The 12934-nt window shown below is 55.1% G+C and carries 9 protein-coding genes; all 9 read left to right on the top strand.

Annotated elements, in window-relative coordinates; genetic code table 11:
• The first annotated feature begins 8 nt into the window (after window positions 1-8).
• Entirely contained in the window at window positions 9-1742 is a 1734-nt protein-coding gene (locus tag I8J30_RS20710; protein WP_210661366.1) for a DUF5060 domain-containing protein, read from the top strand.
• 32 nt (window positions 1743-1774) lie between these two features.
• Window positions 1775-2791: a glycosyl hydrolase gene (locus I8J30_RS20705; protein ID WP_210661364.1), complete on the top strand. Its 1017-nt coding sequence runs from the start codon at window positions 1775-1777 to the stop codon at window positions 2789-2791.
• Between the two features lie 23 nt (window positions 2792-2814).
• Window positions 2815-3810 (top strand): glycoside hydrolase family 113, encoded by a 996-nt coding sequence (locus I8J30_RS20700; RefSeq protein WP_420831242.1) that lies wholly within the window; start codon window positions 2815-2817, stop codon window positions 3808-3810.
• 229 nt (window positions 3811-4039) lie between these two features.
• On the top strand, window positions 4040-6580 hold the full coding sequence (hrpB, locus tag I8J30_RS20695) for an ATP-dependent helicase HrpB (protein WP_210661362.1): 2541 nt from the start codon (window positions 4040-4042) through the stop codon (window positions 6578-6580).
• A 13-nt stretch (window positions 6581-6593) separates the two neighbouring features.
• A complete protein-coding gene (locus tag I8J30_RS20690) occupies window positions 6594-6884 on the top strand; it encodes a DUF1294 domain-containing protein (RefSeq protein ID WP_210661361.1) in 291 nt (96 codons plus the stop codon).
• 236 nt (window positions 6885-7120) lie between these two features.
• A complete protein-coding gene (locus tag I8J30_RS20685; RefSeq protein ID WP_210661359.1) occupies window positions 7121-9214 on the top strand; it encodes a HelD family protein in 2094 nt (697 codons plus the stop codon).
• Window positions 9215-10356: 1142 nt separating this feature from the next.
• Complete coding sequence (locus I8J30_RS20680; protein ID WP_210661357.1) at window positions 10357-11172, top strand: aminoglycoside adenylyltransferase domain-containing protein; 816 nt, start codon at window positions 10357-10359, stop codon at window positions 11170-11172.
• A gap of 130 nt (window positions 11173-11302) precedes the next feature.
• Complete coding sequence (locus tag I8J30_RS20675; protein ID WP_210661355.1) at window positions 11303-12403, top strand: DUF3900 domain-containing protein; 1101 nt, start codon at window positions 11303-11305, stop codon at window positions 12401-12403.
• A 31-nt stretch (window positions 12404-12434) separates the two neighbouring features.
• Window positions 12435-12860, top strand: a complete 426-nt coding sequence (locus tag I8J30_RS20670; protein WP_210661353.1) for a ribosomal maturation YjgA family protein — start codon at window positions 12435-12437, stop codon at window positions 12858-12860.
• The last annotated feature ends 74 nt before the right edge of the window (window positions 12861-12934 follow it).

Raw genomic sequence — 12934 nt, 5'->3', positions numbered from 1 at the left:
CTTCACTCATGATCAATCGCAAACTAGTCCTCTTCGCAGCTGGGAGCTTACTCGTGCTGGCGGCAGTCGGCTATATAGCGCTGACTGCCGGCGGCGATCCCGCCAATCAAGCTGGAACACTGCAGAAGGAGCCGTCATCGGAAGCTAATGCGGGGACGGCGTTGAATGCGGCACAAGCAGCGAAGGCGCCGATTATTCGAAATGTTGTGGCGAATGCAGATGCTATCGAGCTCTATACGAAATTCGAGCTTACGCTGGAGATGGACGCCGATTATAAGAATCCCTACGATCCGCGTGAGATTGACCTGTCCATGGACTTGACTTCGCCAAGCGGGAAGAAGTGGTCGGTTAACGGCTTCTATGACGGTACCGGATTTGCCTGGAAGGTCCGGTTCTCGCCGGATGAAGCCGGCAAGTGGAGCTACCGGCTGCGCGCCGTAACAGCCGGAGCTGCGACTGAAGGGCCGCTGGCCTCGTTCGAGGCGGCTCCTGCCAAGCGTCGCGGCTGGATTCAAGTGTCGGACGAGAATAAGCGGTATCTCGAATATAGGGACGGTTCTTCTTTCTACGGTGTAGGCGTAGCCTACCCGTGGGGAATTACCGACGTCAATCTTGATAAAATCGCAGCGCACGGCGGCAACCTCATTACCTACTGGAACGGCAATTATGACAGCTCCGGCAATGGCGGCGGCAGCAATCAGCTGCAATCCGCCACGTTCGGCGTCGAGAAGATCGACCCGCTTAAGGCTAGTCGCATCGATGACTTGATCGAATCGTTCGAGCAGCGGGAGCTGCACATGAACTTCGTCATTTGGCCGCATGACTCGCTGGCCGACAGCTTGGACGGGTGGCCGAAAGCGTGGGATAAGAGCGGTTACGCGGAGCTCGGCGAAGCGAAAGATTTCTTTACGAGCCAAGAGATGTGGGTCTATCAGGAGCATCTCTACCGCTACATCATTGCCCGCTGGGGGTATAGCAGCGCAATCGGCATTTGGGACTTGGTGTGCGAGATTAACGGCACGGACGGCTGGGTGCACGGCAGCACAGCAGATACCGATGCTTGGACGGCGAAGGTGCACAGTTATTTCAAAGAGCATGATCCGTACGGGCATCCGACGATGGGCTCCATGGCGGGAAATCGTCAGGATTATTGGGACTATGGCTATCGGACGCTGGATCTTGCCGATCGAGAGAACTACTACAATCTCAGTTACAAGGCTTACGCCCAAGATATCCGCAAACGGTGGGACAGCTATGAGAAGCCGCTCATCATCGGAGAAACGGGGAATGTGACCGATACGCTGAAATATCATCAGTCGATCTGGGTTTCGCTCGCAAGCGGCTTGGCCTCCTCGCCGTTCTGGTGGGATTTCGGACAAGTCAGCGACGAGATGTTTCTGCACATGAAGCATTTTGCCGCGTTTACGGCGGGCATTGATTTGCACGAGAAGCGCGTTCCGGTGAACAGTGCGGAAGGCGATGAAGGCGGACAGGCGCAAGCTTGGGCGATGCAAGGGGAACTTCAATCCTATGGTTGGCTGCTCGCAGGGAACGGAGGGGCCGGGGGCAAGACCGCAACGCTGCAGAGTTGGCCGGCCGGTACGTACACGTTGTCCTGGTACGATCCTTGGACGGGCGCTTCACTTGCAGGTGGATCCGTAGAGGCAGCGGATGGCAAGCTTGTTCTCGCCTCGCCGGACACCTCCCAATCCGATCTGGCGTTTACGGTTACGCGTAACTAATGGCATGACGATCAAGCATGGGGAGGCAGAGTATGTCAGCAATCGCTGGAGATCACAATCGGTTTCAGGTTCAGCCGAAACTCATCAATCCGAATGCCGATGATTGCGCCAAACGGCTGATGGCTTATTTATGCGATACCTACGGACGCAAAATGTTGACAGGCCAACAAATTGGCGTTATCACGTCGCCCGAGATGGATTTCATCCATCGCGAAACAGGCAAGTATCCAGCCGTAGGCGGATTCGATTTCATGAACGATTCTCCTTCGCGCTTGGAGCGGGGAGCGGTTGGGACGGACACGGAGCTTGCGCTCAAGTGGTGGGAAGATGGCGGCATCGTCACCTTTTGCTGGCATTGGAATGCGCCGAAGGACCTCATTGATCAGCCGCCCGACAACGGATGGCATCGCGGTTTCTATACGTCGGCGACAACATTCGATTTGGCTGCAGCGTTCGAGGATACCGATTCCGAAGAGTATCGTCTGCTGCTGAGCGATATCGACGCCATTTCGGGTTTGCTGGCCAAGCTCCGGGACGCCGGCGTTCCTGTATTGTGGAGGCCGCTTCACGAAGCATCCGGCGGATGGTTTTGGTGGGGGGCGAAAGGCCCTCAGCCGTGCATCCGGCTGTGGAAGCTCATGGTTGAACGCATGACCCATATGCACGGGCTCCATAACCTGATTTGGGTTTGGAACGGTCAGCATGAAGACTGGTACCCCGGGGATGAATACGTCGACATCATTGGCGAAGACGTCTATGTCCCCGAGCGCAATTACGTTTCGAACGTTAAGAGATTCAATCAGGCAGCCGATTACACCCGTGAAGCCAAAATCATCGCCCTCTCGGAAAACGGGCCGCTTCCTGATCCTGACGGCATGCTTGAGGACGGAGCGCTTTGGGCGTGGAATTGCACGTGGTATGGCGATTTCGTGAAGTCCGAGCAGTTTACCGACTGGGAGATGCTCCGGAAATTTTACAATCACTCGTTCACGCTGACACGCGATGAGCTTCCCGACCTGAGAAGCTACCTCTTGCCAGTGCGAGAATAACTACGTAAAGGAGAGAAGATGCATTGCCGACCGATTTGTTCATCAAAGGGATGACGTATGGATGGAATAGTTCCCGAGGCTCTTACAGGCAGCCTTATGCCGTTGATTCTCTCCGCAAGCTGAGCGAGACAGGCAGCGAATGGATCGCATTATCGTTTTATACGATGCAAAATAACGTGTATGCGACAGAAATTCCGTTCGATTACGGATTGACGATGACCGACAGGGATATCGAGCACACCGTAAAAGAAGCCAAGGCGCTGGGCTTGAAAGTATGCTTGAAGCCCGTCGTCAACTCCAAGGACGGGATCTGGCGCGCACATATCGGTTTCCCGGAGGAATCCAGCGCTGAACCTTACTGGGATGCATGGTTCCAGTCTTATGGCAATTTTCTCAGCCACTATGCGGAGCTCGCGCAAGAGTTAGGGTGCGAGATGTTCTGCATCGGCTGCGAAATGGTGAAGACAGAGGCCAAGCAGGAGCATTGGAGTCAGCTAATCGCGAGAATCCGGAGCATTTATGACGGGCCGATCGTCTATAACGCAAACCACGGGTCGGAGGAGCGGATTAAATGGTTCGACCAAGTGGACCTCATTGGTACGAGCGCCTATTATCCGGTTGCGAATCAACCTGGCGACAGCGAAGAGGAAATGATTTCCAACTGGCTGCCCGTGCGCGAGAAGATGGCATCGCTCCACGCGAAATTCGGCAAACCCATTATCTTCATGGAAATCGGCTGCCGGAGCGCGCTTGGCTGCGCGACGATGCCTTGGGATTTCACGCATACCGAGCTGCCCGTCAGTGAAGAAGAGCAGGCGAATTTCTACAGCTCGGTCTTAAAGGTGTTCTGGGACGAGCCATGGTTTGCCGGTTTCTTCTGGTGGGATTGGAGCGTGAAGCTGTACGACAGGGAAGAGGCTGGGTCGAATGTTGGCTTTGATATATATGGCAAGAAGGCGGAGCACATCTTAAAGGAATGGTATGAGAAGCCCAAGCAATCGCTGCTCCGGCTTGGATGAGTTTCTCCTGCCGGATCTCGCGGCAGCCTAATTTCCGGAACGCGATAGCGTTTGTTATGACCGTCAGAGAGTTGTTCTCTGGCGGTTCTTTCATTATAAGCATGTTCAGAGGGACTCATCTTCCAGCCGATGAACAATCAGATGATCCCATTGGGTTCCGAATTTTGACGGTGAAAGCGGATAGTCCCTATAATAGGACATATGAGATTGAGAGACAGGGGAAGTAATCATGAACGAACGTAACCACAATCGGACGGTTCGCGCTGAAGAACCGCTTCCGATTGACGCGCTTCTGCCTGAGCTGCGGCAGGTGCTGGAAGCGCGGAATTCCGCCGTGCTCGTAGCGTCGCCCGGCGCGGGTAAGACGACAAGAGTGCCGCTCGCCTTGCTTGATGCGCCGTGGCTGCAGGGCCAGCGCATCCTCATGCTGGAGCCGCGCCGATTAGCGGCTCGATCTGCCGCGCGTTATATGGCTGCAGCGTTAGGGGAACAAGCGGGAGGAACGGTTGGGTATCGCGTGCGGATGGATACCAAAGTCGGACCGAATACCGTGATTGAGGTCATTACGGAAGGCGTCCTGACGCGAATGCTGCAAACGGACCAGGCGCTTGAAGGCGTCGGACTCGTCATCTTCGACGAATTCCATGAGCGGCATTTGCATGGAGACCTGGGGCTTGCGCTTTGTCTGCAGACGCAATCTGTCCTGCGAGAGGATCTGCGATTGCTTGTCATGTCCGCAACGCTTGAAGCAGAGCCCGTTGCGGCGCTGCTGGGCGATGCGCCGATGCTTGTGAGCGAGGGACGCGCATATCCGGTCGAGACCTTCTACGCCGCCAAGCCGGTGTCCGGCAGAATTGAAGATGCTGCCGCACGGACAGTCATTGAGGCAATGAGGCAGCATGAAGGGGATGCGCTCGTATTTCTGCCCGGAGCGGGGGAAATCAGGCGAGTCGAAGGGCTGCTGCGAGCTGCTCAATCTTCCGCTTCACTGTCTTCGGCAGCATCGCTCACGATTATGCCGCTCTATGGGGCGCTGCCGCCCGAGGCGCAGGATCGTGCCGTTGCGCCGACCTCGACACCTGGCATGCGCAAAATCGTCCTCGCGACCTCCATTGCGGAATCCAGCGTCACGGTGCGCGGCGTGCGTATCGTGGTGGACGCCGGTCTCAGCCGCGTACCGCGTTTCTCGGCGCGTACCGGTATGGCGAGATTGGAGACGGTTCCCGTCTCCATCGCTTCCGCCGATCAACGGCGCGGCCGTGCCGGTCGGGAAGCGCCGGGTTCCTGTTACCGGCTGTGGACGGAGCAGGCCCATTACCAGCTGCAGCCTCAGAGCGATCCGGAGCTGCTCGGTGCCGACTTGGCGCCGCTTGCTCTGGAGCTGGCGATCTGGGGAATCGCAGATCCAGGCGAGGATCTGGCCTGGCTCACGAAGCCGCCTGCGGCCGCGTATTCGCAAGCGATGGAGCTGCTGCGCGAGCTTGAAGCGATCGATGCCGATGGGAAGCCGACCGCTCACGGGCGTGAGATGGCGGAGCTCGGGATGCATCCGAGGCTCGCGCATATGGTGCTGCAAGCCAAGAAGCTCGGCCTTGGCCGCCTCGCGTGCGAGCTCGCGGCGCTGCTGAGCGACCGCGACCTGCTGCGCCAATCGCGCAGCATCGACATGCGGCTGCGCCTTGATGCGCTGCACGGGCGGGCCGCAGGCGAGCAGCCGGACGAAGCTGCGGTGAAACGCATCGCAGCAGAGGCGAAAGAATGGATGCGCGCGGCAGGCATCCATGATACGGCACCGCAGCCCGGCGACGGCTGCGGCTTGCTTCTCGCGCTGGCGTATCCCGACCGCATCGCGCAGCGCCGGAGCGACGGCCGCTATTTGCTCCGCAGCGGACGAGGAGCGGCCATTCAAGAGCTGCAGCCGTTATCGGGCTCAGCCTATCTCGCTGCAGCGGAGCTGGAGGACAGCGGAAGCGACAGCCGCATACAGCTGGCGGCGCCGATTACGTTAGCGGAGCTAGAGCATGATTTTGCCGATCAGATCGAAACGGAAACGGAAGTGAAATGGAATCGCCAGACGGAATCCGTACGAGCCCGGCGCAGGCTGCGACTTGGCGCGCTGATTCTAAAGGAGACGCAGCTCACGGAAGCGGATCCCGTTCTTGTTACGGAGGCGCTGCTAAGCGGCATCGCTGAACAGGGGTTGGAGCTGCTCCCGTGGACGAAGCAGGCTCGCCAGCTGCAAGCGCGGATTGCGCTTATGCATACCCACAATAGCAATTGGCCTGACGTTTCCGGTGAAGCTTTGGCAGCCACGTTGTCTGATTGGCTTTCGCCTTATATTGGCGGCATGAGAAGCCGAAATGATCTGTCGCGGCTGTCTATGATGACGCTATTGGAATCGATGCTTACTTGGCAGGAGCGTTCGGAGCTCGATCAGGAAGTACCGACGCATATTACCGTGCCGAGCGGCTCGCGGATTCCGGTCGATTACAGCGATCCGGCGGCACCTTTTGTCGCCGTTCGCTTACAGGAGCTGTTTGGCCTGCAGCAAACGCCTCGCATCGCAGGAGGGAAGCTGCCTTTGACGATTCATCTGCTCTCTCCGGCGCAGCGGCCCGTGCAGGTGACACAGGATCTGGCTAGCTTCTGGCAGCATGCTTATTTTGAAATTAAGAAGGATTTGAAAGGTCGTTATCCGAAGCATTATTGGCCGGATAATCCGCTCGAGGCAGAACCGACTAACCGCGCGAAGCCACGCCCCAAGAATTAAGGAGGTCTGCTGAATGACACTGACTCTATTCGACAAGCTCGTACTGGCTTATCTCATCATTATTAATATCTACGTGTTCGCTTTAATGCGAATTGACAAAACGCGGTCCGTCCGCGACCGCAGGCATCGCATTCCTGAACGCCGTTTGCTGGGAATGAGCGCTATAGGCGGAGCATTGGGAGGGTTCATAGCTATGCGGATGTTCCGTCATAAGACGAAGCATCCTTCATTTTCCGTCGGGCTGCCGCTCCTGCTTATTTTGCATATCGTTGTCGTGATTTGGTTGCTTCGAACGGTGCTGTAAAAGTCGTATCTTGACTAAAATGGGATGGATTGACTCGGGTGGTTCGGTTATGCTATAGTGGTCACTCGTGCTCCGCCCCGGAGCCTAAGCTATTATCACATATTTTCAGACCAAGCCGCATGCGAATGCGGCTTTCGCCGCCTCCTGATAAGCGTATCGGACACGGGCAGCGAGAGCCGTTGATTACGCTGCACTAGCATGCAAGCGGCTTGCAGTCGCAGAGGGAGGTAACTGACATGACCGTTCAAAGTGCCTTTCAAGAAGAGGCTGCGCGCGTAGACGAAGTACTGGTGCAAATTCGCAAACAGCTTCGCGAAATCGGACCGCGCTACACCGGCAATGATTTCACCGAGCAAATGTTGGAGCTGCAGCGCGAACAGCGGCAGCAACGGCTGGAGGTGGCCGAGCGAGAGCCTTATTTTGGCCGAATTGATTTTCAAGAAACGGTGCATCCTGCACCGAAGCCGCTCTATATCGGGAAGGCAGGCGTTGCCCACGAGAAGTCGAATGACGTGCTGGTCGTCGACTGGCGCGCGCCCGTGGCGAGTTTGTTCTATGCTTTCAGCGGCGGGGAAGCGCCTGTTACGTATGAATCGCCGGACGGCGATGTTGAAGGTACGGTGCATCTCAAACGCAATTTGATGATCCGGGACGGGAAGCTTGAGCGGGTCGTCGACAGCTATGTGCGAGGCCAGGAAGAGGAATCCGTCACCGATGAGTTTCTACTCTATCGGCTCGGTGAGAGCAAGGATAACAAGCTGCGCGATATCGTCTCGACGATTCAGCAGGAGCAGGATCGCATCATTCGTACGGATAAAAATAAAGCTGTTTTCATTCAAGGGGTAGCAGGCAGCGGGAAAACAACCGTTGCGCTGCACAGGCTGGCTTACCTGCTCTATCGGTATGCAGGCGCGATCCGAGCAGAGCGTATGGTTATTTTCGCACCGAACCGCATGTTCCTTGATTATATTTCCGGCGTCTTGCCGGAGCTGGGCGTTGGCGATATTCTGCAGACTACTTTTGCCGATTGGGCGCAGGAGCAGCTGCAGCATGAGGTTCGCCTGGATGAGGCCTATGATCCGTTCGTGTATTGGTTCGAGCAGCCGAGGACGCGCGAAGAAATGGAGCATGCGCCGAGTCGTGTGAAAGGCAGTTTGGCTTTTAAGGCGTTGGTGGATGAGAAGCTGTCTTTGACAGAAGCTTCGCTTATCCCGGAGCAGTCCTTCGAGCCATTGCCGGGCTGGAAGGTCACGCCGGCTATGATCGTCGAGTGGCTTTCCACGGACGATGCAAGCGAGCCTTACATGAAGCGGCGCAGTCGGCTGGTTAGTCGGCTCAAGCGCTGGCTGGAGTCTGAGTGGAAGGCGCGCCGATTGGCGGACGGCAAACTGAAGTCGCAGCTGGGTACGAAGTTAAATGCGTACACGAAGAAAATTCCTTCGTATACGGCATCCCAGCTGTACAGCTCGTTGCTGCGCGAGCCGGCTGTTCAAGAGCTGCTGCCTGCGAAGAGCACCGCGGCGACGATCAAAGCGCTGAAGCAGAAGCTCGTTCAGCCGGAGGATTTGGCGCCGCTGGTTTATATTCAGCTGCGGCTGTTCGGCTTCGAGCATTCGCCGTACGATCACATCGTCATCGATGAGGCGCAGGATTACTCGCCGTTCCAGCTTGAAGCGCTGAAGCAATGCCAGCGCCAGCCGTCGATGACGGTGCTTGGCGACTTGCAGCAAGGGATCCACGGCTATGCGGGTATTCATAGCTGGAAAGAGCTGATTTCGCTGCTGCCCGAGGCTGATACCGGATACTTTGAGCTCGACCGGAGTTATCGGTCGACGATGGAAATCATCGACTTCGCGAACCTGGTTCTCGGTGCGATGGGGACCGGCGTGAAGCCGGCTGTACCTGTATTCCGGAGCGGCGAAATGGTGGAAGTGACCAACGCTTCCACCGATGATGAGCGGCTCGCGCTGGTCGTTGACACCGTGAAGGCATGGCAGAAATCCGGCCATTACCGGACAATGGCCGTGCTTGGCCGAACGGCACGCTCTTGCGAGGAGATTGCCGGAAAGCTTGCGGAAGCAGGCATCGCGGCTTCGCTCGTCCAGAGCAAGCAGGATGCCTACGGCGGCGGTTTGACCGTCGTTCCCGCGTATTTGTCCAAGGGGCTCGAGTTCGACGCCGTGCTGATCGCGGACGCGGACGGAGACAGCTTCGGCAGCAACGATGCGAAGCTGCTCTACGTCGCTTGCACCCGTGCGCTGCATAAGCTGAAGCTGCTCTATTGCGGCGAGTTGACCTCCTTGGTTTCCGAGCCGGTAGCTGCTGTATAGTAATTGTGTAGGGGCTGTCCCAGGTGTCATCAGCTGATGACAGGGGCAGCTTTTTTCTTTGTTGAGGGAAGAGAGGAGGGCAGAGCGGCATGAAATCCGACTATCCGTAAACTAGCCTCCCGCCAGCCAACCTACCTTCAAGCAGCAATCTAGCCTTCAAGCATTTCAAACTAGTCTCGAACCAGCCAACCTAGCCTCCAAGCAACCAACTAAATTCCAACCAGCCAAACTGGCCTCCAGCAGCAACAAGCCTCCAAGCAAGCAAGCAAGCAACCAACCTAGCCGAACTAAACTTAAACCAAGCCAACCTAGCCTCCAACCAAATTAGTCGAATTAAGGGCCTTACTCGTACGCGGTATATTCGCTTATTGCTCCGAGAAAGGTAAGGTTACTTGGGTTTCGGCGATTGTGTCACTTCGAGAGTGGAATATTCGCTGTCAGTTCGTAGGAAATTGAGATTAGTGGGGGTTCGGAGCTTGCGCCGCCTGAGAGTCGGAAAAAGCGACTCTCAGGCGCAAAACCGTCAGTAAAATGGTTTGAGAGTAGGAAAACCCGACTCTCAGCACAGTAAGTGCCTCGATTTCACTGTCTGCGCCGCCTGAGAGTCGGAAAAATCGACACTCAGACGCAGAATCGTCAGTAAAAAGGTCTGAGAGTAGGAAAACCCGTCTCTCAGCACAGAAAGTGCCTCGATTTCACTGTCTGCGCCGCCTGAGAGTCGGAAAAAGCGACTCTCAGCCACAAAACCGCCAGTAAAAAGGTCTGAGAGTAGGAAAACCCGTCTCTCAGCACAGAAAGTGCCTCAATTTCACTGTCTGCACAACCTGAGAGTCGACAAATGCGACTCTCAGCCGCAGAATCGTCAGTAAAAAGGTCTGAGAGTAGGAAAACCCGACTCTCAGCACAGAAAATGCCTCGATTTCACCGCCTGTACAGCCTGAGAGTCGAAAAATGCGACTCTCAGCCACAAAACCGTCAGTAAAAAGGTCCGAGAGTAGGAAAACCCGACTCTTAGCCCCCCACATTTTCAAAATAAGAAAGAAAATAATTCAACTTTTCTATTTTTGCCGGGGAGCAATACCGATAGTATGGGGAGGGAAGCTTCTAAATTGCAAGGCGTAAAAGGAAGGGATGGGTGAACCATGAATAGGAGCATGAATAACTCCATGATTCCGGATGAACTAACTCCGTTGATGGACGATTTTGGCCGGTTGCTTCGTTTGCATGTGCCGCATCTCGTGCATGGACTGTATCTTCAAGGCTCGATCGCCCTGGGCGGTTATCAAAGCATGAAGAGTGATATAGACGTCATAGTCGTGTTAAATCAAGCTGTCATTAACGAGGAAGACAATGCCAAGATTACGGCCATCCATGAGGAATTACATGCGCAGCATCCGTTTCATCTGGCGGTTGAAGGGCTGTATACGAGCTTGTCCCATCTGAGCAAGAAAGCGGAACCGGCAGGAGAGACATTTCCCAGACTGTCCCATGGCGGGAAGAAGAGTTTGCATACCGGTTATGTTGATCCCACATCCGCATGGATTTTGAGAAATCATGGCATTGCGGTGTTTGGCCCTGAAGCATCGGAGCTCGGCATCGTCGTGGAATGGGATGAAATACGAGGTGCGATGAACTATAATTTGAACGTCTATTGGGCGGGGAAAGCGAACCGCGCAGAGCTGTATATGGATGAGGAATGGATCGAATTCGCCGTGCTGACGCTCGCCAGAATTGTCTACACCATGGAACATAGGAGCATAATTACGAAGCTCGATGCAGGTTACTATCTGCTGCAGCAGGAGCCTAATAGGTGGCATCGCGTTGTGCGGGAGGCCGTTCAGATCCGCAGCGGCGGTACCGGGGGGACGCTATACAACACGGATCTCGAACGTGCACAAGAGGTGCAGCAGTTTGTGCAGGCTACGATTGCGGAGTGCAACGCGAAGTATCCTTTCTAAATATTCCGAACATGATTTCCGGCAGGACAGTCTGCGGCGAATTATGCTATGCTAATGACTTGAGTGTCAGCTTGTCAGCTTGACCGCTTCGCTTCGCAGATTACATCAGCCAAAGGAGTTTACATAACGGATGGATTTTATCGTTGAGTATTTATCGTTTTTTGTCATACAAGGTGAAGGTGGCGACAACAGCGCCGCGAAGACATTTAAGCATTTTCAGACGTTGGATCGTTATGATTATGCCGAAAGCGAGCTGAAGTCCTTCCTCGATGGGGAGTTCACGCGGATCTGTAAACGAAAGGCAGAGCGTCATCCAAGCACCGAAGGCGCGCCGACCAAAATCGGCCGATTTATCGTGGAGCCCGGTTATGAGCTGGACAGTAATCCGAACTATAATACGTTTCAGCGGCTGCGCGCATCCGAATCCGCGTCAGAATTTCACGGCTTTGCCGATGAGCTCGTTCGACTCTATATGGAAGCGGCAGCCGTGCGCGGAGGTGCGCTAATCGTCGTGCATGCCACGCCGAATCGTCACACGGATGAGCCGCTGATCTTCGTGCTGAAGTGTGATTTCGAGCCGAAAATCGCCCGTATTACGGATGAGCACAATCTTATTTCGCATGTCGAAATGGCCATCAGCGCACGCAATATGAAGTCGATTCAATATCCGTTCATGCCCGAGGATGGCATGCTGGAGCCGTGGGAGCTCAAGATTCATCAAGCGTCGCATGCTCGGTATTTCGAGGATTTTCTTCGGTTTGTCAGCTATGAGAAGGCAATGCCTGAGCTGATGAGTGAGCATATGCTGACGATGGTTCATGAGTATATGGAAGATAAATGGCAGGGTCATGTTGGTGAAGAGCGCCAGCAAGAAGAGAATCAGTTCGAAATCTGGGCGGCCAGCGAGAAAAGGGAACTGCAGCAGTCTTGGGATCAAGAGCGGGTTGTTGCCGCAGCCGAGCGTCTGGTGGAGCAGCAGCCGAACCTAAGCGTCGCGTTCAAGCTTGGCGATGTTTCGGTGAAGGGACCGCTTGCCGAGTTTGGGCAATCGATTCATTTTGCTACCTATAATGGCCGTTATATTGCACTCATTGAAGGAGATGCATTCCAATTCGACCGTAACATGTCACCGGTTGAATTGCTTCAGCCGCCGGATTTGTTGGAAGTGCTTGAAGTAGTCGGACGGAAGAAAGAGAAGGCGGACACGAGCAAGCATGAGTTGCCTTACTAAGACCGATAATCGCGGTAGTTAGGGGCTTCGGATGAAACGACGGATCTACTATTTCATTGCGGCTCTGGTGCTAATTGTGCTGGGGTTATCGGTTAGGCACTTCGGAGATCGTCTTTCCAATTTTGTTGCGGATCATGCTGGCGATGCTCTCTGGGCAGGAATGATTTATGCTGGTTGTCGTGCTTGCTTGGTGCGGCAGCGTGCATCTCTGGCAGCCGGTATCAGCTTCCTATTCTGTATGGCGGTTGAATGTAGTCAGCTGTATCAAGCGGATTGGATTCATGCGCTTCGCTCGACTGTAATTGGCGGATTGGTGCTGGGGCAAGGATTCCTTGCCATCGATCTGCTCCGATACACAGTGGGTATCGCAATCGTATATGGGATGGATATCGGACGCCATGCGGACTGCGGACGACGTCAAAGGGTCAAAAATAAGGAATACAAGAGCGATCTGTGAGCGTTGTGCTTGCAGGTCGCTTTTTTGCCGGTGGGGACTGTAAAGTTGCGAAGTTCATCGATAGATCGCTACAA

Origin of the sequence: Paenibacillus lignilyticus (assembly GCF_017942085.1) — a bacterium.
Classification (GTDB): Bacteria; Bacillota; Bacilli; order Paenibacillales; family Paenibacillaceae; genus Paenibacillus_Z; species Paenibacillus_Z lignilyticus.
The sequence above is the reverse complement of the archived record's forward strand: the minus strand, read 5'-3'. Positions and strand labels throughout refer to the sequence as shown.